Raw genomic sequence first — 20,527 nt, forward strand, 5'->3', positions numbered from 1 at the left:
TTGATAAGGTGTGTAAGCAGTATACCAACCTGGATTTTCCAATATATTGCGTTGAATAACAGGAGGAATATTGGTAGGGTAATACCCCAAACCAATATAAGTTTTAAAGACTTTATTTTTTTCGGCCATTTCGGTGATGTGCTCCAAATATTCCTGCTCGGTCATCGCAACGTCCAGATCGAGATCTTTTTTCATGATAATATCATCTGGAACAGTTTCAAAAATGAGCTGGTCAAGTGATTCAGCACCAATGGTTTTTAGCATTTCGGGGAGGTCGCTTCTTCTGGGACCAATATGTCTGAGGGCAAAAGAATCTGTGTTCATTTTATGCGTTTCAAAATTAGGTGGCAAAATTACGATTTTATAGACGAATTAGTATCGTTTTTTTATAGGTAAACTAACATTTTGTTAACCAATAAGTCAAGTTACTAACACTTTACTTACTTTTGAAATAATGAGTGCCCTAAAACGTATTTTTGATTTTTACATAAACAGCAGTATTCATGTTGCTTTAGCCGTAGTTTCGTTAGTTGTAATTACGGTTTTAGAGTTTAAGTTACAATTACCAAAGTCTTACCTGTTTTTTATGTTTTTTGGTACAATTACCGGTTACAATTTTGTGAAATACGCTCCTATTGCTGGTTTGCACCACAGAAGCCTTGCCAAATCGTTAAAAACCATTCAGGTTTTTTCTTTTATCTGTTTTGGGATTTTAGTATATATTGCTACGCAACTTCAGTTTAAAACATTGTTGATAACAGGGCTTTTTGGAGTTTTAACAGTATTATATGCCATCCCAGTTCTAAAATATAAGAACTTACGGAAGGTTAAAGGACTTAAAATTTTTGTGGTAGCAGTGGTTTGGGCGGGAGTGACGGTACTTGTACCGGTAGTAAATGCAAATTATTCTTTAACTGCTGATGTTTGGATTACCTTTATACAACGATTTTTCTTGGTGATTGTACTTACGCTTCCTTTTGAAATAAGAGACTTGCCTTATGACGACTCTGTATTGGGGACTTTACCACAAACTTTGGGGATGACTGGGACAAATACATTGGTTACCGTTTTAGCAGGGGTCAGTTTTATTATTGAAGGTTTTACAAAAGAATTATATATACCGTATTCAATAAGTTTATTATTTATATGCTTACTGTCGGCTTTTATGGTGTTTTTTGCTAAAAAGGAACAATCAAAATATTATGCTTCTTTTTGGGTAGAAGGCTTGCCTATTGTATGGTTGGCTGTTTTGTTATTATTACGACATTTTTTGTCGTAGTTGCTCTTTTAATACGCTTTTTTGTTCAGAGGAGAGTGTTTTTATTTGAGAGTCGTTTACTGCTTTAGTCAATTTACCATTTCTTGCTGAATGTTTTCTACAGTATCGACAAAATATAATATGCATATTAAGCTTAATACTTTCCCAAAAGTTAGCTTCATTGTACTGTGCTTTATCACAAGTATGACGTGCTTTCTCACAGTTAAACATCATTTTAAACTTCATATTTATAACCAGGTTTTTTCAAGACAGTTAGCCATCGCTTTTCGGGCGCGATGAATAATCACCCAAAGGTTAGACGGAGTGATATTATATTCATTACAAATAGCTTCGGTATCAAAGTTATCAATTGTTTTCATTTTAAAGATAGCAGCCTGCCGTTCGTCCAATGTATCTAAGCACTCTAAAATTGCAAGCCCTAACTCGTTATTTTCTAACTCGTCTTCTGCGGTTTTATCGTATGGATCTTGTACACGCTCCTCCAGCCAATCACCTTCCATATCATCATCTGTGTAATTAATATGTATTTCGGCTTGGCCCTTTTTTGAGTTCTTTTTACGGTAATGATCAATTATTTTTCGCTTTAAAATAGCGATGAGCCAAGTGCGCTCACTAGCATTACCTTTAAAGTTTTTTTTAGATTTTAACCCTGCCAAAAAAGTTTCAGAAATAAGGTCTTGTGCTATGGCGTGATCGTTTACACGCACAATAGTATAATTGTATAGGTAATCGGAATACCGATCAACCCAGGTGTTAGGGTGTAGGGTATGCGTAGGCATTTTTAGGTTGTATAGTAGTTTTTGTCAAAAATAGGAAAGTTTACGTAGGAAATCTCTTTTTTCACATTTATATAAGATTTTAGTTGTGAAGCAATTGCCTATAATAAAGTATCTGTTAAAAATTCGCTACATCACTGTAATAATAAGTAATTTTATAACTTTAAAAACTTAGATACTATCATGAAAAACACTATTTTACTTTTTGCTTTGTTATTAATATCGGGCAATTTCTTCGCTCAAGAAGAGTCATTTTATGCCACAATGGATGCTACGGATGCTAAACAGCTTCAAAAAGAACTGCCTCAAGAAATTAAAATTTTAGCAACTAAACAAAACCAAGCTGCGGTCTTTATTTCAGAAAAAGCAGCTCATGCCTTGCACAGAAATGTTTTAACGCATGGTCCCGGTTATGTTTTTAAAGCTTCAGAAGAAAAAGCACTGCAAGCCATAGAGCCTAAAGAACCTAAAACTGAAAGACGCGTTCTAGATTTTACGATAAATCAAGATGCCGTGGTAGCCGAAGCGCTTGATTTAGTAGAAGCTCAAAATATAGAAGACCAAATATTAGAATTACAAGCATATGGTACTCGTTATCATACCAAACCCGAAGCAGAACAATCGGTATTAGACCTTAAAGATAAATGGGAAGCTATGGCACAAGCCGCCAACCGTAATGATGTAACTGTGCGTATTGTTAATCACACGAATACAAATATGCCATCTGCAGTAATGACCATCGAAGGGGCAGAAACTCCAGATGAGTTTGTAATTATTGGCGGGCATATAGATTCTACAGCTCCTGGTGGTGGTAATAATGTTGCGCCGGGTGCTGATGATGATGCTTCTGGCATTTCAACAATTACTGAGGTTGCCAGAGTATTATTTGAAACAGGTTTTGTTCCTAATCGCACCGTAGAGTTTATGGCTTTTGCTGCTGAAGAAATAGGACTAGTTGGTTCTGCTGAAATTGCTGAAGATTATAGTAATAACAATGTTGATGTAGTAGCTTATGTGCAATTTGATATGACAAACTATCCTGGTTCTGCAAACGATGTTTATATTACCACAGATTCTTATAATAGTAATGACTTAAATGCATACTTAATTGAATTAATGGAATATTATAATACTTCTGGAGAACACCAGATAACCTATGATACTACAGCGTGTAATTATGGGTGCTCAGATCATTTTAGTTGGGCAGATAATGGCTATGAGGCTGCGTTTCCTTTTGAAGCTAATTTTTCACAAAGTAACCCAAATATACATACTACAGGTGATACCTATAATGTAACTGGAGATGCTTTTAAAGCAGCTAAGTTTGCTAAACTAGGGTTAGAATTTGTAATTGAAACTGCTAAAACGAATAACCTTTCTGTGTCTGAAATATCTAACCTTAATCTAGATTTTATTGTTGCTAATAAAGTACTTACGTACTCTTTGAAGAATAGCGACGATTCTTTGGGAAAGATTGTGGTTGTTGATGTTGCAGGAAAACAAGTGTTAACTGCTGCCAACTTGGGTAAACAAGGAACCGTTTCTTTTGAAAGTCTTTCGCAAGGCTTTTACGTGGCTGTGTTTACTACCGAAGCAAATAAAAAATTAACTAAAAAGTTTATAGTGAATTAATCTCACTAGAACATATAATAAAAAGCTGCTATTGAAAAATAGCAGCTTTTTTTATTTAAATCAACCCAGCTCGTTTTAATAACGCATCAGGGTTTGGTTTTTTACCACGAAACTTAATGTACAGTTCCATTGGATCTTCGGTGCCGCCTTGTGACAATACAAAGTTTTTAAACTTATCGGCAACGGTTTTGTTGAAGATGCCTTCTTCCTTAAAATAAGCAAAGGCATCGGCATCTAACACTTCGGCCCATTTATAACTGTAATATCCTGCCGAATACCCTCCTTGAAATATGTGGGAGAAAGAAGTACTCATACAGTTAGAAGCTACATCTGGGTACAAAACTGTTTCGCCAAAGGCTTCTTTTTCGTGTGCTTTCACATCCTTTATCTCAGTTGGGTTTCCTCCATGCCATGCCATATCGAGCATTCCGAAACTTAATTGGCGTAGGGTTTTCATTCCTTCATGAAAAGCAGCCGATTCTTTAATCTTTTTTACATACTCCATCGGGATTACTTCACCGGTTTTATAGTGCGTGGCAAACAGTTCTAGTGTTTCTTTTTCGTAACACCAGTTCTCCAATATTTGGCTTGGTAATTCAACAAAATCCCAATACACGTTGGCGCCCGATAAACTTGCATAGGTTGTATTGGCCAACATGCCATGCAACGCATGACCAAACTCGTGAAATAACGTGGTGACTTCATTAAAAGTTAATAACGAAGGCTTGCTAGCTGTTGGTTTGGTGAAGTTACATACAATTGAAATATGCGGGCGTTCGTTGTTGCCATTCTTTATCTCTTGTTGCTTGTAAATAGTCATCCAAGCACCGTTACGTTTTCCGGCTCGTGGGTGAAAGTCTGCGTAAAAAATAGCTACCAAAGCATCATCCGCATCGGTAACACGGTATGTTTTTACTTCAGGGTGGTATTTGTCAATATTGTTTACCTCTTCAAAAGAAAGTCCGTAAAGCTTTTTAGCAACGGTAAACACACCGTTTATTACGTTCTTTAACTCAAAGTAGGGTTTTAGCTTTTCATCGTTTAGGTTAAAACGTTTCTGTTTTAACTTCTCTGCATAATACGCTCCGTCCCATTTCTGTAATTGGTCAATACCGTCTAATTCTTTTACGAAAGTTTCCAGTTCAGCAAACTCTTTTTGAGCTGCGGGTTTTGCTTTCTGCAACAATTCATCTAAGAAGGAATTAACTTTTTCAGGTGTTTCGGCCATGCGTTCTTCTAGTACAAAGTGCGCGTGACTATCATACCCTAATAATTGTGCTCTTTGGTAGCGCAGGTTAGCAATTTGAAGTACAATTTCTTGGTTGTCCAATTCGTCTTTATGAAACGCTTTACTTCCAAAAGCAAGGGATAGTTCTTTTCGTAATTCACGATTATCCGCATACGTCATAAATGGAATATAGCTGGGATAGGCCAAGGTGAACATCCAGCCATCTTTGCCTTTCTCTTTTGCTGTGTCGGCAGCTTCTTCTTTGGCGCCTTCGGGTAAACCGGAAAGTTTATCTTCGTCGGTAATATGTAGCTCGTATTTGTTAGTTTCTGCCAATACGTGTTCGCCAAAAGTTAAGCTTAGCTTAGATAAGTCTTGGTCTACTTTACGTAGCTTTTCTTTTTTGTCTTCTGAAAGATTAGCGCCATTACGTGCAAAACCTTTGTATTGTTTCTCTAGCAACATGCTCTCTTCAGCAGAAAGCGTCATAGAATCTTTACGATCATAAACGCTTTTAACACGTTTAAATAATGCTTCGTTAAGTAGTAAATCGTTTTTGAAGTCAGAAAGCAAAGGCGAAACCTCTTGTGCTATTTTTTGAATTTCTTCATTCGTTTCGGCGCTGTTGAGGTTAAAAAAAATACCCGTAACGCGATTTAATTGCTCGCCAGTGCGTTCTAGTGCTTCAACTGAATTTTTAAAAGTGGGTTCGTCTGTGTTTTCAGTAATGGTATTTATTTCGTCCTTTGTGTCTTTTATTAACTGCTTGATGGCAGGTAAAAAGTGCTCGTTTTCTATTTTTGAAAACGGGGCAGTATTAAAGGGTTGTAATAGTGGGTTGTTCATTTTCATAGTTTATTTTTTGTCGGGTCGAGCGCAGTCGAGACCTCCTCAGGTGTAGGCTTAAACTTAGAATGTGTCATATTTCTGCATTTCGATAGGATTTGAAGCATATTGAAATCATTGTTAGACAATGCTAGTTTTTTCTTTGCACTCCATCGTTTAATTTTCTTTTCAAAATATATAGCTTGCTGCACATCATTAAATTCTTGATGAAAGATGAGCTCTAAAGGTCTTCTTTTAAAAGTAAAACAGCTTTTGTTCAGTCCTTGTTGGTGTTCGTTGAATCTTCGGGATATATCGTTTGTAAAGCCAGTGTAAAATAATCCGTCAGCACATTTGAGTATGTAAACATAATAGGTTTTCATACGGTTTAATTTTTAAAAGTGTCTTCTTGAACCCAGTCGAAAGATTAAATCTATTTGGTCTTTATAGTAAGGTCTCGACTGCGCTCGACCAGACAATTTCATTTGTCTTGATAATGTTAGCTGTCTTTCCCTTCCCGAACCTTTTTAGCACCTTCTTCTACTTTAATTTTTAAACCTTCTTTATAGGCCACAACTTTATCAAGCACACACTTGTCCGTACTACCAATAATCTGAGCTGCTAATATGCCAGCATTTTTAGCACCGTTTAAAGCTACGGTAGCAACAGGTACCCCGCCCGGCATCTGTAGAATAGAAAGAACTGAGTCCCAGCCGTCAATAGAGTTGCTAGATTTTACAGGGACACCAATAACGGGAAGCGGCGAAAGCGAAGCAACCATACCTGGTAAGTGCGCAGCACCGCCAGCACCGGCAATGATAACGTTAATGCCACGGGTGTGCGCATTTTTTCCGTAATCGAATAATTTATCGGGTGTTCGGTGTGCCGAAACAATATCCACTTCTACTTCAATGTCGAAGCCCTTTAAAATGTCTATAGCGTCTTGCATAACGGGCATGTCACTTGTACTGCCCATGATAATTCCTACTTTACTCATCTGTCTGGTTGTTTTTATAATTTATTTTGCAATATGATTGGTGATCCACACTTTTACATCGTCAAATTTTGTATCTCCTTTTGAAGCGGAAATAACAAAACTATAGATGGTGTCTTCGGGTGCTTGTATATCTAGATCTCCTTCAGCTAAAATTAATCTCATCAAAGCATAAGCCATTCGTTTATTACCATCAATAAATGGGTGATTGATGATTATGCTTTCAAAAATCGCAGCAGCCTTTTCTATGGAAGAAGTGTATAATTCTTTACCATCAAAGGTTTGAAAAGGTCTATTTAAGGCTGAAGATAGCCCTTTTTCATCTCGAATACCAGCTGATCCTCCAGAAGCTTCTATTATTATTATGTTTAACTTTTCAGCAAGTTGTATAGATATCATTGTGCCAGGCGATCAAATAAGTTTTTTTCTGTACGTAATAATGATTCTACATAATCAACCCTAGTAGTATCTCTTTTTTGAAGATGCTCCATATACAGTAAAACGTCCTCAACTTGATCGTCAGATAATTGGTCGATTGCCTTTTTAAGCGACTGCTTTTTTTCTAGTAACGTCATAACAATATAATTTTAATGGAAGATACAAAATCTACTATTCTGATACCACCCGTATCGTCTTCTTTACCTCTTCAGCTACTTTTCGAGCTTGGTTGATATCCTCATCTACAATCGTTACGTGCCCCATTTTCCGGAACGGGCGTGTTTGTTTCTTTCCATAAATATGCGGCGTAACGCCATCCATTGCCATAATCTTTTCGATGTTTTCATATTTTACATCGCCGGTATGGTCTTCATGACCTACTAAGTTCACCATAATTCCGCCTACTTTACTATCTGTTTTTCCTAGTGGTAAGTCTAAAATAGCACGTAAATGTTGCTCAAATTGATTGGTATAGCTAGCTTCAATGCTATAATGACCACTATTGTGAGGGCGTGGTGCTACTTCGTTTACCAGAATTTCATCGTCTTCTGTCTGGAAAAGCTCTACGGCTAACAGACCTACATGCTCAAAAGTTTCGGAAACGTGTTTTGCGACGGCTCTTGCTTTTTCGGCCACTTCAGGCTTTATCCGGGCAGGGCAAATAACGTATTCAACTTGATTGGCTTCTGGATGAAACTCCATCTCCACCACTGGGTAGGTGCGAACGTCGCCACTCGGGTTGCGAGAAACAATCACTGCCAATTCATTTTTAAACGGAATCAACTTTTCAGCAATACACGGCCCTTCAGCCAGCGGAATAACATCTTCCGCATCGCGAATAATACTAACGCCTTTTCCATCATAACCCCCGGTGCAGCTTTTCCAAACAAAGGGGAAATGCAGTTCTTTGCGGACAATTGCCTCGTTTAAATTGTATTTGTCTTTGTAGCGTTTAAAGGGTGACGTAGGAATTTTATGTTCTTTATAAAACTGCTTTTGTACACCTTTGTCCTGTATTTTCCGAAGCGTTTCTGAAGAAGGATATACTGTTACGCCTTCCTGTTCCAGTTTCTCCAAGGCTTCTACATTGACACCTTCAATTTCAAACGTAAGCACATCTGCTTTTTTTCCGAAGTTATAGACGGTATCAAAATCCATTAGGTCACCTTGTTCAAAATGGTCACAAGCAATGCGACAAGGAGCTTCAGCACTGGGATCTAGAACGTTGGTTTTTATATCGTATTTGCGGGTTTCGTATAGCAGCATTTTGCCCAGTTGGCCGCCGCCGAGTATTCCGAGTGTAAAAGAGGACGAAAAGTAGTTCATACGCACAAAGATAACAAAAGGGTGTGGGAGTTTTTTATTTTTTTAAAAGAGAGTTTTTGAATGGGTTTTACATTATTTCGGAAAATTAAGGAGAAGGACTTTACAGTTGTTTTCTTTGGGTATAGTACGTAAAAGCAGGTCTTTAAAGGAAAGTCGAAGAAGTTTCGAAGAAAACTAAGACGAAACTTGGTGGAAAGGTATGGTAAGAACACTTTAATTTATACTTTTATTTTATAAATATGAATAAAATTCAACAGGCTAAACAGGTGTTTGATATACACGCACAAGCGTATCAAGATAAGTATATGGATACCTCCCTATACCATGATAGTTTTACTGTGTTTTGTGATGCTGTGCAAAAAGAACGTGCTACTGTATTAGAAGTAGGCTGTGGACCGGGAAATATAACAAGCTGCTTATTACAAAAACGTCCAGATTTTAGAATCACAGCTTGCGATGTAGCACCCAATATGCTTACATTGGCAAAAGTCAATAACCCGACGGCAACCTTTATCGAGTTGGATTGCCGTGATATTACAACGTTAAATATTCAGTTTGATGCCATTGTATGTGGGTTTTGCTTGCCTTATATTTCAAAAGAAGAAGCCATACAATTTATTGTTGATGCCAATATGTGTCTTAAAGAAGCTGGTGTTTTGTACATAAGCACAATGGAAGGCGATTATAGTACATCGGGGTATGTAGGTGCTAGTTCTGTTAAAGGGGAGCAATTGTATACGTATTATCATGAAGCCGCTTATTTATTGAAAACATTGAAAGAAAATAATTTTACGGTTACGCTTTTGGACAGAAAAAGGTATACTACAAATGATGGTGCCACAACGACCGATCTATTAATACTGGCAAAAAAAGATAGCGGTAAAAAGCAATAGGTAAAACACTTTTAAGGCATACCGCTCTCAAATGCTTTGCAATTAGTATCTTTGCACCTTCGTTATGTGGCGATTTATAAAAAACTTATTCAGAAAGAACAAAAGAGTAATGACAAACATCGTATTATTTGGCCCTCCGGGAGCAGGAAAAGGAACACAAGCCGACGTTTTAAAAGAGAAATATAATCTAGTACACATTTCAACTGGAGATGTTTTTCGATATAACATAAAGAACAACACCGAATTGGGTGATTTAGCCAAAAGCTATATGGACAAAGGGCATTTAGTACCTGATGAAGTAACCATTAATATGCTGAAAGCTGAAGTTGAAAAAAACGAAGATGCTAAAGGTTTTATTTTTGATGGTTTTCCACGTACTGAAGCACAAGCAGAGGCTCTATCTAATTTAATGGATGAAAAGGATTCGCAAATAGATGCGATGGTGGCACTTGAGGTAGACGATGAGGTATTGGTAAAACGCTTATTGGAACGTGGAAAAGTAAGCGGCAGAGCCGATGATGCAAACGAAGATGTAATTAGAGAGCGCATAGCAGAATATTACCGTAAGACGGATATTCTAAAAAATTACTATCAAAAACAAGATAAATATTACGGCGTTGATGGCGTAGGTAGTATTGAAGAAATTACGGAGCGTTTAAGTGAAGTAATTGACAAACTTTAAAACCTAAAAAGTAAAATTGAAAGTTATAAATGACACTTTTACATTTATGATTTTATATTTTGACTTTTAAATTTATACTATGACTGAAGGCAATTTTGTTGACTATGTAAAGATTCACTTAACTTCCGGTAAAGGGGGAAAGGGCAGTACGCATCTACGTAGAGAAAAGTACATCCCAAAAGGAGGTCCCGATGGTGGCGATGGTGGCCGTGGAGGACATATAATTTTACAGGCCAATAAAAATATGTGGACCTTGTACCATTTAAAGTTTAAACGTCACTATAAAGCCGGTCACGGTGGAGCAGGAGGAAAACAAACCAGTACAGGTGCCGATGGCGATGATATAATTATTGAAGTGCCATTAGGTACGGTAGTTAAAAACACCGATACAGGTGAAACCATGTTCGAGATGACCGAACACGGCGAAGAACGTATCGTTGCCAAAGGCGGAAAAGGCGGAAAAGGGAACGCACATTTTAAATCGGCTACGCGACAAACCCCTCGGTTTGCACAACCCGGTCTGGATGGTGAAGAAGTAAACATAACAGTAGAGCTTAAAGTATTGGCCGATGTTGGTTTGGTAGGCTTCCCAAATGCAGGTAAATCAACCTTGCTTTCTGTGGTTACTGCAGCCAAACCCAAGATTGCCAATTACGAATTTACCACCCTAAAACCCAATTTGGGGATTGTAACCTACCGCGACCATCAAACCTTTGTGATGGCAGATATTCCTGGAATTATAGAAGGAGCAGCCGAAGGAAAAGGCTTAGGGCACTACTTTTTACGCCACATAGAACGGAATTCAACCTTATTGTTTTTAATCCCTGCCGATGCAGACGATATTAAAAAACAGTATGATATTCTGTTAGATGAATTAAAACGTTACAATCCAGAGCTGTTAGATAAAGAACGCCTCATAGCCATATCAAAAAGTGATATGCTCGATGAAGAGTTAAAAGGGGAACTAAAAGCACAATTGGATAAAGAGTTTAAAAATCTACCGTATTTGTTTATCTCTTCGGTAGCACATCAAGGATTGACTGAGTTGAAAGATCAGCTTTGGAAAATGCTTAATAAAAATGTTGAAGACAAATAAATCACCTCTGCATCCTATAATGTCATGAATACCAGTTTTTTGTAGTTTAAATTTAATATGTATTTTGCTGAAAAATCTTACAGATGGCAAAATATCTACTCACTACATTACTTCTATTGGTTTCTTTTTTTGGAGTTGGGCAGTGTCCTACCGAAAATATTTTCTTTTATAATCAAGCTGAAATTGATGAATTTGCTGTTAATTATCCAAATTGTACTGAATTTGATAAGATGATAAGCATATATGGTAAAGATGTAACTAATCTAAATGGTCTTCGTAATATTACATCTATACAAAGCCAATTAACCATTAGCAACTGTTCTTCACTTCAAGATTTCGAAGGCTTGGAAAACCTTACTTTCGTAAAGGTTCTTTTTATTCATAATAATGATAGTCTGATTGATTTTTCTGGTCTTTCTTCCTTGACAACGTTAGAGAGACTGGATGTAACTTTATCAGATAATTTGATAAATTTTTCTGGCTTGGAAAGCTTGACTACAATTATAGATGACTTATATATCGATCATAATTATAGTCTAACGAACCTTGATGGTTTAAATAATTTAAATTCAGTAGGACAGAGAGTTGATATTTCTTGGAATCCTTTGTTAAGTTCCATAGAAGGAATAAGTAACTTGAAACCCTTTAGCGGGTTTATGAGATTTGAATTAAACAATATTCTGTCTGAATGTGCTATAGAATCGGTTTGTAACCAAATAAGAGTAAGCCCTAATTATGTTTTTATAAATGGCAATGGGCCGGGTTGTGAATCAAAAGCAGAAGTAGAAGCCCAATGTGAGCTGTTCGTTTCAGAAAAGGATCTTTCACGAGTTATTTCGATTTACCCCAACCCAGTCTCATCAATCCTGAAAATACAAACTTCAAAAAATCTAACCTTTCAAGAAGCAACCGTTTATTCAGTTTTAGGGGATGAATTGATTACAACTTCAGAAAAACAAATTAATATGGAGAAGCTGGTTACAGGGGTTTACTTCGTGAAGATTAAAACGAACAAAGGGAGCTTGACTAAAAAAATTGTTAAACAATAATAAAACAAAAATCTATTGGCGTACTTTTTGCGTAGTTTTAGTGTAGAATAATAATTCTTGAAACTATGAAGTATCTTTCTATTGCACTAATTACATTATTGTTTATATCCTGCGGAACAAGTGTGGGCGTAGATTATGATAAAGAAGTTGATTTTTCACAGTACACTACGTATAACTTTTTTCCTACCATACAGTCTGGGTTAAACAACTTGGATGATAAACGCATTATGCAAGCAACAGATAGTGTGTTGCAAGCAAGCGGTTTTGTAAAGTCCGATGCTCCACAATTATATATCAACTTTTACGCAAAAGAAAACCTTCGGAGTTCACGTAACACCATCGGCATTGGTGTTGGCGGCGGTGGAGGCAATGTAGGCGTTGGCGTTAGTGGTGGTATTCCTATTGGTGGCCGTATATATGAACAGGCCATCACCATGGATTTTATAGATGTTTCAAATGACGATTTGGTTTGGCAAGCAATCGCCGAAGCTGATTTAAAAGAAAAAGCCAACCCGTTACAGAAAAAAGAACATTACGAAGAAGTAGTTTCCAAAATCCTGAAAAAATTCCCGCCTAATCAGTAGGCAGTAAACAGCAAAACGGTCATATTTTTAAAACAATTATAAAATTGAGGTGGCTGAGTGCTTTTCGTTTTTTCGATAAGGTTGTTATGAAAGACTAGAGAATATAAAACGAAAAAGTGTATCGAAGCTACAGTATGCAGTAATCAGTAATTTAGTAAACACTTGCTTGAGAATAAAAAAAATAAGTCAATAAGCTGTGGTCGCTAAGCGGAGCCGAAGCGAACTTAAGCCATTAAAAAAGAACAACAAATCCTTGAAGTATATACTTACATTATTTCTAACTTTTCTACTGCTGTCGTGTAATACGACTATGGACGTTCAATACGACAAAACAATTGACATTAGCAGTTATAAAACCTATAGTTTTTACCCCACAATAGACTCTAACCTCCCGGAAGAAGAAACGAAAAGAGTATTACAAATTATTGCGCTTGAACTGTATAAACAAGGATACAAAAAATCTGAAACCCCAGACTTTTACGTAAATTTCTTTGTAGATGAAAATTCCTTGTACAGACCGATTTCTTCAGAAGAAAAGAAAAAGCTAAATTACACGGCAAGTAAAAAAGAGAAGGCAGATACAAGTAGAATATATTTAGAGACAATTGCCATTGATCAATTTTTATATCTAGATATTGTAGATGTTAAAAACGATCAGCTTGCGTGGAATGTCGTAATTAAAGGTTCTATGGAAGAACCTATTACAGACGAAAGATTATTTCAATATTATTCTGAAAGAATTGAGAAAGCATTTAAGAAATTTCAAAAAAGTGCTATAGATAAATGAATTATATGAAAAAAATACTGTTATTGCTTTTGTTGGCTCCGCTAATCATGTTTTCTCAAAGTACATTTGAGCAAGCTGAAACATATTATAAAAAGGAACAATTTAGTAAAGCAAAACCACTCTTCAAACAATACTTGAAGTCACACCCCAATGATGCAAAAACACGTGAATATTTAGGAGATATTGCTAGTTATGCAAAAGATTGGGATACAGCAATAGACTATTATGAGGAATTGGTTGAAGAAGACCATAACAGTGCCAATTACCACTTTAAATACGGTGGCGCTATGGGGATGAAAGCGCTAGAAATAAGTAAAATTAGAGCGCTTACCTATATAGACGACATTAAAGAAAACTTTGAAATAGCTGCCAGTTTAGACCCAAAGCATATTGAAGTGCGTTGGGCATTGGTGGAGTTTTACATTCAACTACCCGGTATTATTGGCGGAAGCGAAAAGAAAGCGCGTAGCTATGCTAATGAACTTTTGAAAATATCACCTGTTGACGGCTATTTGGCCAATGGTTACATAGCTGAATATAACGATCGGCCCGATGACGCCGAAAGCTATTACAAACAGGCTATACAAGTAGGTGGATCACCACATACCTATGAAAAATTGACCAACTTATATGAAAAGAACGATAAGCCACAAGAAGCTATTGAAACCGCTTCAGAATCTCTCAAAAAACACAATCGAAATCGATTAAATTATCAAATTGGAAAGATTGCGGCACAGTATAATTTGAGTCCGCAATTGGGGTTGGATTGTTTGCAGGCGTACATACAAAATCATTCGGTTCGGGATGGTGTTCCAAAAGATTGGGCCTATTATAGAATTGCACAGATTTATAAAAACTTGGGTGATAAAAGTGATGCACTCAATTGGATAAACAAAGCGCTTTCTAGCCGTTCCGATTTTGAAGAAGCCGAAGAAGAAAAAGAGCAGATTCTTTCCATGTAATCGATTTAATATACCCAGCTTAATTTATTTTATTCCGTTAACTTTACAGTTCAATAATTCCCCCTTTGAAGGGGGCAGGGGGATGTTTTCAGAAATAAAAATAAACCCTGTCAATAAATAAACTCGTTATGCGCGTACATTTTATAGCCATAGGCGGTAGTGCTATGCACAATCTAGCTTTGGCACTTCACGAAAAAGGAGATCAGGTAACTGGCAGTGATGATGAAATATTCAACCCTTCAAAAAGTAGGTTAGAAGCAAAGGGCTTATTGCCTCAAGAATATGGATGGTTTCCTGAAAAGATAACTTCAAATATAGATGCTGTTATCTTGGGAATGCACGCCAAAAAAGACAATCCCGAATTACTAAAAGCCGAAGAGCTTGGGCTAAAAATATATTCATATCCAGAGTTTTTATACGAGCAGTCTAAACACAAAACTCGTGTTGTAATTGGTGGTTCACATGGAAAAACAACAATCACTTCTATGATTTTGCATGTGATGCATTATCACGAGAAAGAAGTGGATTATATGGTAGGAGCCCAATTGGAAGGGTTTGATACGATGGTTCACCTAACCGAAGAGAACGATTTTATCGTATTGGAAGGTGATGAATATTTATCTTCCCCGATAGACCGTCGACCAAAATTCCATTTATACAAACCAAACATTGCCTTGTTAAGTGGAATTGCTTGGGATCACATCAATGTGTTTCCAACGTATGAAAACTATGTTGAACAGTTTGAGATATTTTTAAAACAGATAACAAATGGCGGCGCTATTATCTACAATGAAGAAGATGCAGAAGTAAAACGAGTAGTAGAAGAAACTGAAAACCCAATAAAAAAATATCCTTACATAACTCCAGAACATACGGTAGAAGATGGTGAAACATTGTTAGAAACACCGGAAGGACCCATGCCAATTGAAGTATTTGGTAAACATAACTTGAATAACCTAGAAGGTGCTCGATGGATATGCCAATTAATGGGTGTAGATGCAGACGATTTTTACGAAGCCATCGCTACCTTTAAAGGTGCTAGCAAACGGTTGGAAAAAATAGCCGAAACCAAAACAGCTGTTGCTTTTAAAGATTATGCACATTCACCTAGTAAAGTAAAAGCGACCACCCAAGCGGTAAAAAATCAATATCCAGATAAAAAGTTGGTAGCGTGTTTGGAGTTACACACGTATAGTAGTTTAAATCCTGAGTTTTTATCAGAATACAAAGGTGCTCTCGATGCTGCTGATGCTGCCGTGGTATTTTATTCGCCGCATGCAGTGATGATAAAACAACTAGAAGAAATTAAAGCCGAACAAATAGAAGAAGCTTTCCAAAGGGAAGACTTAATGATTTTTACCAACCCTGGTGATTTTAAAACCTTTCTGTATTCCGAAGAATATGAAAATACAGCACTTTTATTAATGAGTAGTGGTAATTACGGCGGGCTGGACTTTGATGAGGTGAAGGAGTATTTGAAATAAACTAGTCGTTATATATAGTTTTAATAAATCCGGAGATAGATGCTTCGGATTTTTTTATGAGTTCATTTTTAGCATTTTTTTGATCCACTTCGCTTTTATCTTGCGATAGTTTAAACTTACCTTCCCAGTTTGTTATTTCAATTTCAAACGCTTGAATGTAGTTTACAAAACGCTCCATTTTAGGGTTGTCTGCGTGTAAAATGAACTTATGCTCTGGTTTTTCTAAAAATTCGGTCATCGCAATAATACTTTGTTTTGCAGCTTCTGGATTGTTGATTAATTGGATTTTGCCTGTGATGTGGACGATAATATAATTCCAAGTGGGTAATTGATTTTCCGAATCATAAATCGAAGGAGAAATATAACAATCAGGGCCTTTAAACACCACTGTAATATTCATACCATCTTGTAAGGTTTGCAGTTGTGGGTTGTTTTTGTCAATGTGTGCTACTAAACGATTCGTTTTATCATTGTAGATAAAAGGAATATGCGTAATAAACGGTGTGTCTTCTTTAACTGAAACAAGCATTCCCAAAGGAAATTGCTTGATAGCAGCGATCATTTTATCAATATCGTCAACTTGATGATGTGGAGGTGGGTACATTATTTTAATTATGAGTTAAAAGAGTTGATAAGTTGATTTTTATATAGTTTTTAATTTCTTATAGATTTTACTCTGCCTGTTACTTACTAAAATCAAGCTCCAAACTGCCGTAAATGATGATCTAGATGTTTATACTGCATCTTACCCCATTGCTCATTGGTAAAACTACCAAATATAGGATGCGGTGGCAACCCTTTATTTTCGTCTTTTTGATTGAATTCTTCTAGAAGTGAAATCAGTTGTGTTTTTTCCTTTTCAAAATCTTTGGTGTCGGTCACTATAAATTCTTTGGCAGTGGGTAGGTTTTGTTTCCAAGGTTTATCGTTATACATCATTCCTTTAAATGTTTTCATTAGCAATCGCATAAAAGGATTTGGTTTATTAACTGTTGTTTTTTGTAGAATAACTTCAAGTGGTTTTTGGCAATGGTGTATCATTTGTGCCGCATTCATCTTTCCCCATTCTGGGGGTTTGTTGGGGTCTACTTTTTCAATACGCTGTTTAACTTCTGAATAAGCTTCCGGAGAAAATAAAGATTTCATGACTATAAAATTAGATTTTGGCGCTTGCTGTTTTCAGTTTAAAGATACATTATTATCTTTAAAGGTTTAAGAAACCTATTTGAAAGAAAAACCAACATCTTTTTCAATAAAAAACTGGAGTGAAGACGACCGGCCACGGGAAAAATTGCTTCAGAAAGGGCGTACAGCTTTGAGTGATGCTGAACTAATTGCTATTTTAATAAGTTCGGGCAGTAGAGAGGAAAGTGCTGTTTCCTTAAGTCAGCGTATATTAGCTTCTGCAGAAAATAATTTAAACCAATTAGGAAAACTCACCATTAAAGATTTAATGCAATTTAAAGGAATTGGCGAAGCAAAAGCAATTACGATTGCTGCAGCGCTAGAATTAGGACGAAGGCGAAGGGCTGGCGAGGCATTGAATCAAAATAAAATAACCTCTAGCCAATCGGTTTTCGAACTTATGCAACCTGTTATAGGGGAATTACCACACGAAGAGTTTTGGATTGTGTATTTAAACAATTCCAATAAAGTGTTACAAACCTCACAACTCAGCAAGGGTGGTATTACCGGAACTTTGGTGGATGTTCGCTTGGCCTTTAAAAATGCATTGCAATTAGGTGCGGTAGCAATAATATTGGCGCATAATCACCCCTCTGGGACATTGAAGCCCAGTCAACCTGATATTAAACTTACCCAAAAATTAAAAACAGCAGGGGAAAGTCTAGATATAAAAGTGCTGGATCACCTTATAATAACCGAAAAAGCGTACTTTAGCTTCGCCGACGAATCTATGATGTAACTGCCTATGCTGTTAATTTATACTCAAAAAATAACTCCAAGAACCACCTATATTTTTAAGCATATTTGTATGCGTATTTTGGGGTTAGAGGTTGGCTTTACATCTGTTATAGAAGAATTGATAGCCCATTCTGGTCCAAAAATTTCCTACGGGAAACAACCCATGGGGAATGAACTTTTTATTCAAAGTCAGGGGTTGCTTACCGAGCAAGGTGTTGAAAGTATTGATATAACTGTCAAGCCATGGGAAGAGACTATCTGTTTTTTCCCAGTTTCAGAAAAGAGTGCGCTACCATTTGATATTTTCTCAGCAGGGTTTTATTTGTTGAGCCGTTATGAGGAATATCTTCCTCACGTAAAAGATGAGCGTGGGCGCTATCCAGTTTCAGAAAGTTTAGGTTATAAAGAAAAGTTTTTACAACAGCCGGTAGTCGATGTTTGGGCTTATAAGTTTAAAAAAGTACTTGAAGAATATTTTCCGGGTATAGAGTTTTCTTCAAAAAGTATGAATATACATCCTGTAATTAAGGCGGTAGAGCCGTATGCATATGAACAAAAGGGTATTTTTAGATCTTTTATAGGGTATTTAAGCGATTTACTGAGGTTTAAAATTTTGCAGGTAACAAGGAGAACGCAAGTAATATTAGGAGTGAGGAGGGATCCTCATAATACTTTTAAATGGATAATAAACAGAGCCAAACGTAGTAAAAATCCATTATCTGTTTTCTTCCTACTAGGGGAAGCGGCAACCTTTAAAGAAAGCATCAATACACATCGTCAAAAATTTAAAATGCTCATAAAGTATGTAAACGATTATAAAGAAGTAGGATTGTTGTTTTCTATGGGTGCTTTAAATGAATACCAAATGCTGAAAAAAGAAAAAGAGAAACTTGAAGAAATAACGAATAGAACGTTGTTGAGTACCATGGGTTCTCATTATTTAGTGAACTTGCCTGATTTTTATAGAGATCTGGTCGAGCTAGAGGTTAAAAGGGATTTTACAATGGTATATAAAAATGCCGTAGGTTTTCGTGCGGGTACTTGTACGCCTTTTCTTTTTTATGACCTCGATTATGAAATTAAAACCCCACTAATAATACATCCATTGGCAGCCACTACTTTGTCTTTTAGCGATAAAAGTGAAATGGAAGTTAATAAAACCATCGAAGCCATGTTTACATTAGTTAAAAAAGTGAACGGTACATTCTCCATGGTTTTCAGTAATATCGATTTCTCTTCAGAAACAAATAAAATGTGGAAAAAAATATTTTCTGAAAAAATGTTACAAGATGAATAAAGTGACCGATGTGTTTTTCGACTTAGATCATACTTTATGGGATTTTGATAAAAACTCTTATTTGGCTTTTAAACGAGTGTTTGCAAATCATAAAATCCCGTTGGATATAGACCTCTTCATAAAAGAATACGAGCCTATTAATTTTGAGTATTGGAGGTTGTTTAGAGAAGATAAAGTTACTAAACAGCAATTGCGAAGAGGTAGGTTAACTGATGCGTTTAAACTTTTTGATCTTACCTATCCCATAACCGAAATAGATGCCATGGCACAATCTTACATCGATGAACTACCTGGAGATAATCATTTATTTGATGGCGCATTAGATGTTTTAGATTATTTGTCAAAAAAATACAATCTTCATATAATAACGAATGGTTTTCACGATGTGCAGCACCTTAAACTAAAAAAAAGTGGCATATTTGAATATTTCAAAACGATCACCACTTCGGAAGAGGTAGGGTTAAAGAAGCCCAATCCTGTTATATTTAAAACAGCATTGCAAAAGGCTTCAGCAAAAGCAGAAAATAGCTTTATGATTGGTGACTCATATGAAGCTGATATATTAGGAGCTAAGGCAATTGGCATGCAAACCGTGTATTATAATTATAAAAAGTCAAAACCTGTTGAAAACCAACTATTTGTTGATGTTTTGTTTGAAATTAAAAAGATTATATAGTGAAATAATCGAAATATAAGTGCGTTACTATTTAAAATCCCCTGCAATGAAAACAAACCTATCAATGCCAATTTTGGTAACTTTGGCATGTATTATTCTATCTTCTTGTGTTAGAGATACTGATTTCGACCAAACTGAGGATATTTCTCTTTCTCCGGTTGTTGAATTAAACTTGATTTATTTTAATCTAAAAGCAAGTGACTTTTTCGATTCGGTCACATCTACTCCTAGGCTCATAGTACGTGATACTACCGAGCTCCCTTTTCTAGACGATAATTTTGTCCAAGAGGACTTAGTAAAAGCAGATTTCCTTTTTGAATTTACTAATAGCATTCCCAGAAGATTTGATGTTGATTTTCAATTTTTGGATGATAGTAATGTGGAAACCTATAGCACAGGGACGGGTGTTGCTCAAGGAAGCTCCCAAAATATCCAAACTACCGAATTTACTCAAACGGTAGAAGGAAATGATTTAATCCAATTAACGAAAGCCTCTAAGGTTGTAGTGACAGTAACAATACCTTCATCTAATGAAAACTTGGAAGGAGAACTCAATTTGAAATCAAAAACCACGTATTTCTTAGAACTATAAGCTG

Annotated in this window: 22 protein-coding genes and 2 pseudogenes; 14 read left to right on the forward strand and 10 right to left on the reverse strand. The window is 36.3% G+C overall.

The features are described from left to right. Positions 1-324, reverse strand: a pseudogene (locus AACZ92_RS11925) (glycine dehydrogenase (aminomethyl-transferring)); the annotation flags it as partial. 130 nt (positions 325-454) lie between these two features. Between AACZ92_RS11925 and AACZ92_RS11930 the strand changes: the two are divergent. Next, complete coding sequence (locus AACZ92_RS11930) at positions 455-1,279, forward strand: hypothetical protein (protein WP_339701624.1); 825 nt, start codon at positions 455-457, stop codon at positions 1,277-1,279. Positions 1,280-1,506: 227 nt separating this feature from the next. On the opposite strand, the gene AACZ92_RS11935 is transcribed toward AACZ92_RS11930, so the two are convergent. Continuing rightward, on the reverse strand, positions 1,507-2,058 hold the full coding sequence (locus tag AACZ92_RS11935) for a sigma-70 family RNA polymerase sigma factor (protein WP_339701627.1): 552 nt from the start codon (positions 2,056-2,058) through the stop codon (positions 1,507-1,509). 180 nt (positions 2,059-2,238) lie between these two features. Between AACZ92_RS11935 and AACZ92_RS11940 the strand changes: the two genes are divergently transcribed. Continuing rightward, positions 2,239-3,687: a M20/M25/M40 family metallo-hydrolase gene (locus tag AACZ92_RS11940; RefSeq protein WP_339701630.1), complete on the forward strand. Its 1,449-nt coding sequence runs from the start codon at positions 2,239-2,241 to the stop codon at positions 3,685-3,687. 55 nt (positions 3,688-3,742) lie between these two features. Here AACZ92_RS11940 and AACZ92_RS11945 read toward each other — a convergent pair whose 3' ends face one another. The 6 genes from AACZ92_RS11945 to purK all read right to left on the reverse strand — a co-directional run bounded on the left by AACZ92_RS11945 (position 3,743) and on the right by purK (position 8,498). Beyond that, on the reverse strand, positions 3,743-5,761 hold the full coding sequence (locus AACZ92_RS11945) for a M3 family metallopeptidase (RefSeq protein WP_339701723.1): 2,019 nt from the start codon (positions 5,759-5,761) through the stop codon (positions 3,743-3,745). Between the two features lie 2 nt (positions 5,762-5,763). Next, entirely contained in the window at positions 5,764-6,123 is a 360-nt protein-coding gene (locus tag AACZ92_RS11950; RefSeq protein ID WP_339701634.1) for a GIY-YIG nuclease family protein, read from the reverse strand. A 116-nt stretch (positions 6,124-6,239) separates the two neighbouring features. After that, a complete protein-coding gene (gene purE / locus AACZ92_RS11955) occupies positions 6,240-6,737 on the reverse strand; it encodes a 5-(carboxyamino)imidazole ribonucleotide mutase (protein ID WP_339701637.1) in 498 nt (165 codons plus the stop codon). 21 nt (positions 6,738-6,758) lie between these two features. Continuing rightward, positions 6,759-7,133, reverse strand: coding sequence for a type II toxin-antitoxin system death-on-curing family toxin (locus tag AACZ92_RS11960; RefSeq protein WP_339701640.1), 375 nt, complete (start codon positions 7,131-7,133; stop codon positions 6,759-6,761). Next, positions 7,130-7,309 (reverse strand): hypothetical protein, encoded by a 180-nt coding sequence (locus AACZ92_RS11965; RefSeq protein ID WP_339701643.1) that lies wholly within the window; start codon positions 7,307-7,309, stop codon positions 7,130-7,132. The genes AACZ92_RS11960 and AACZ92_RS11965 overlap by 4 nt, the downstream gene beginning before the upstream one ends. A gap of 34 nt (positions 7,310-7,343) precedes the next feature. Next, positions 7,344-8,498 carry a 5-(carboxyamino)imidazole ribonucleotide synthase gene (gene purK / locus AACZ92_RS11970; RefSeq protein ID WP_339701646.1) on the reverse strand — a complete coding sequence of 385 codons (1,155 nt, stop codon included), beginning with the start codon at positions 8,496-8,498 and terminating at the stop codon, positions 7,344-7,346. A gap of 239 nt (positions 8,499-8,737) precedes the next feature. Between purK and AACZ92_RS11975 the strand changes: the two genes are divergently transcribed. From AACZ92_RS11975 to AACZ92_RS12010, 8 genes and pseudogenes are all read left to right on the forward strand, one after another. Then, a complete protein-coding gene (locus AACZ92_RS11975) occupies positions 8,738-9,391 on the forward strand; it encodes a class I SAM-dependent methyltransferase (RefSeq protein ID WP_339701649.1) in 654 nt (217 codons plus the stop codon). 109 nt (positions 9,392-9,500) lie between these two features. After that, positions 9,501-10,073, forward strand: a pseudogene (locus AACZ92_RS11980) (adenylate kinase); the annotation flags it as partial. A 79-nt stretch (positions 10,074-10,152) separates the two neighbouring features. Beyond that, positions 10,153-11,169 (forward strand): GTPase ObgE, encoded by a 1,017-nt coding sequence (gene obgE, locus AACZ92_RS11985; protein WP_339701652.1) that lies wholly within the window; start codon positions 10,153-10,155, stop codon positions 11,167-11,169. An 83-nt stretch (positions 11,170-11,252) separates the two neighbouring features. Next, positions 11,253-12,218 carry a T9SS type A sorting domain-containing protein gene (locus tag AACZ92_RS11990; RefSeq protein ID WP_339701655.1) on the forward strand — a complete coding sequence of 322 codons (966 nt, stop codon included), beginning with the start codon at positions 11,253-11,255 and terminating at the stop codon, positions 12,216-12,218. Between the two features lie 65 nt (positions 12,219-12,283). Then, positions 12,284-12,802: a DUF4136 domain-containing protein gene (locus AACZ92_RS11995; RefSeq protein WP_339701658.1), complete on the forward strand. Its 519-nt coding sequence runs from the start codon at positions 12,284-12,286 to the stop codon at positions 12,800-12,802. Between the two features lie 253 nt (positions 12,803-13,055). Then, positions 13,056-13,589 (forward strand): DUF4136 domain-containing protein, encoded by a 534-nt coding sequence (locus tag AACZ92_RS12000; protein ID WP_339701661.1) that lies wholly within the window; start codon positions 13,056-13,058, stop codon positions 13,587-13,589. A gap of 5 nt (positions 13,590-13,594) precedes the next feature. Next, entirely contained in the window at positions 13,595-14,551 is a 957-nt protein-coding gene (locus AACZ92_RS12005; RefSeq protein WP_339701664.1) for a tetratricopeptide repeat protein, read from the forward strand. 128 nt (positions 14,552-14,679) lie between these two features. Further along, the gene (locus tag AACZ92_RS12010; protein ID WP_339701667.1) at positions 14,680-16,035 is read left to right on the forward strand and encodes a Mur ligase family protein; all 1,356 of its coding nucleotides are present in this window, start codon (positions 14,680-14,682) and stop codon (positions 16,033-16,035) included. Between the two features lies 1 nt (position 16,036). On the opposite strand, the gene AACZ92_RS12015 is transcribed toward AACZ92_RS12010, so the two are convergent. Both AACZ92_RS12015 and AACZ92_RS12020 read right to left on the reverse strand, forming a co-directional pair. After that, a complete protein-coding gene (locus AACZ92_RS12015; protein WP_339701670.1) occupies positions 16,037-16,639 on the reverse strand; it encodes an FMN-binding negative transcriptional regulator in 603 nt (200 codons plus the stop codon). Between the two features lie 92 nt (positions 16,640-16,731). Further along, positions 16,732-17,181, reverse strand: a complete 450-nt coding sequence (locus AACZ92_RS12020) for a DUF1569 domain-containing protein (RefSeq protein ID WP_339701672.1) — start codon at positions 17,179-17,181, stop codon at positions 16,732-16,734. 79 nt (positions 17,182-17,260) lie between these two features. Between AACZ92_RS12020 and radC the strand changes: the two genes are divergently transcribed. The 4 genes from radC (at position 17,261) to AACZ92_RS12040 (ending at position 20,523) form a co-directional block, all read left to right on the forward strand. Next, positions 17,261-17,959 (forward strand): DNA repair protein RadC, encoded by a 699-nt coding sequence (radC, locus tag AACZ92_RS12025; protein ID WP_339701675.1) that lies wholly within the window; start codon positions 17,261-17,263, stop codon positions 17,957-17,959. A 69-nt stretch (positions 17,960-18,028) separates the two neighbouring features. Next, positions 18,029-19,255 carry a hypothetical protein gene (locus AACZ92_RS12030; protein ID WP_339701678.1) on the forward strand — a complete coding sequence of 409 codons (1,227 nt, stop codon included), beginning with the start codon at positions 18,029-18,031 and terminating at the stop codon, positions 19,253-19,255. After that, the gene (locus tag AACZ92_RS12035; RefSeq protein ID WP_339701681.1) at positions 19,248-19,931 is read left to right on the forward strand and encodes a YjjG family noncanonical pyrimidine nucleotidase; all 684 of its coding nucleotides are present in this window, start codon (positions 19,248-19,250) and stop codon (positions 19,929-19,931) included. Before AACZ92_RS12030 ends, AACZ92_RS12035 begins: the two co-directional genes overlap by 8 nt. 46 nt (positions 19,932-19,977) lie before the next feature. After that, positions 19,978-20,523: a hypothetical protein gene (locus AACZ92_RS12040; protein WP_339701684.1), complete on the forward strand. Its 546-nt coding sequence runs from the start codon at positions 19,978-19,980 to the stop codon at positions 20,521-20,523. The last annotated feature ends 4 nt before the right edge of the window (positions 20,524-20,527 follow it).

Origin of the sequence: uncultured Marixanthomonas sp. (assembly GCF_963974425.1) — a bacterium.
In the GTDB taxonomy this organism is placed as follows: Bacteria; Bacteroidota; Bacteroidia; order Flavobacteriales; family Flavobacteriaceae; genus Marixanthomonas.

What these genes read in the sequence shown, in the direction of transcription:
- AACZ92_RS11995 (WP_339701658.1), top strand. Translation starts at nt 12,284, where the DNA reads ATGAAGTATCTTTCTATTGCACTAATTACATTATTGTTTATATCCTGC.
- AACZ92_RS12015 (WP_339701670.1), bottom strand. Translation starts at nt 16,639, where the DNA reads ATGTACCCACCTCCACATCATCAAGTTGACGATATTGATAAAATGATC.
- AACZ92_RS11930 (WP_339701624.1), top strand. Translation starts at nt 455, where the DNA reads ATGAGTGCCCTAAAACGTATTTTTGATTTTTACATAAACAGCAGTATT.
- AACZ92_RS12030 (WP_339701678.1), top strand. Translation starts at nt 18,029, where the DNA reads ATGCGTATTTTGGGGTTAGAGGTTGGCTTTACATCTGTTATAGAAGAA.
- AACZ92_RS11945 (WP_339701723.1), bottom strand. Translation starts at nt 5,761, where the DNA reads ATGAACAACCCACTATTACAACCCTTTAATACTGCCCCGTTTTCAAAA.
- AACZ92_RS11990 (WP_339701655.1), top strand. Translation starts at nt 11,253, where the DNA reads ATGGCAAAATATCTACTCACTACATTACTTCTATTGGTTTCTTTTTTT.
- AACZ92_RS11950 (WP_339701634.1), bottom strand. Translation starts at nt 6,123, where the DNA reads ATGAAAACCTATTATGTTTACATACTCAAATGTGCTGACGGATTATTT.
- purK (WP_339701646.1), bottom strand. Translation starts at nt 8,498, where the DNA reads ATGAACTACTTTTCGTCCTCTTTTACACTCGGAATACTCGGCGGCGGC.
- purE (WP_339701637.1), bottom strand. Translation starts at nt 6,737, where the DNA reads ATGAGTAAAGTAGGAATTATCATGGGCAGTACAAGTGACATGCCCGTT.
- AACZ92_RS11935 (WP_339701627.1), bottom strand. Translation starts at nt 2,058, where the DNA reads ATGCCTACGCATACCCTACACCCTAACACCTGGGTTGATCGGTATTCC.
- AACZ92_RS11960 (WP_339701640.1), bottom strand. Translation starts at nt 7,133, where the DNA reads ATGATATCTATACAACTTGCTGAAAAGTTAAACATAATAATAATAGAA.
- AACZ92_RS12035 (WP_339701681.1), top strand. Translation starts at nt 19,248, where the DNA reads ATGAATAAAGTGACCGATGTGTTTTTCGACTTAGATCATACTTTATGG.
- AACZ92_RS11975 (WP_339701649.1), top strand. Translation starts at nt 8,738, where the DNA reads ATGAATAAAATTCAACAGGCTAAACAGGTGTTTGATATACACGCACAA.
- AACZ92_RS12010 (WP_339701667.1), top strand. Translation starts at nt 14,680, where the DNA reads ATGCGCGTACATTTTATAGCCATAGGCGGTAGTGCTATGCACAATCTA.
- AACZ92_RS11965 (WP_339701643.1), bottom strand. Translation starts at nt 7,309, where the DNA reads ATGACGTTACTAGAAAAAAAGCAGTCGCTTAAAAAGGCAATCGACCAA.
- AACZ92_RS12020 (WP_339701672.1), bottom strand. Translation starts at nt 17,181, where the DNA reads ATGAAATCTTTATTTTCTCCGGAAGCTTATTCAGAAGTTAAACAGCGT.
- AACZ92_RS12040 (WP_339701684.1), top strand. Translation starts at nt 19,978, where the DNA reads ATGAAAACAAACCTATCAATGCCAATTTTGGTAACTTTGGCATGTATT.
- AACZ92_RS12005 (WP_339701664.1), top strand. Translation starts at nt 13,595, where the DNA reads ATGAAAAAAATACTGTTATTGCTTTTGTTGGCTCCGCTAATCATGTTT.
- AACZ92_RS11940 (WP_339701630.1), top strand. Translation starts at nt 2,239, where the DNA reads ATGAAAAACACTATTTTACTTTTTGCTTTGTTATTAATATCGGGCAAT.
- obgE (WP_339701652.1), top strand. Translation starts at nt 10,153, where the DNA reads ATGACTGAAGGCAATTTTGTTGACTATGTAAAGATTCACTTAACTTCC.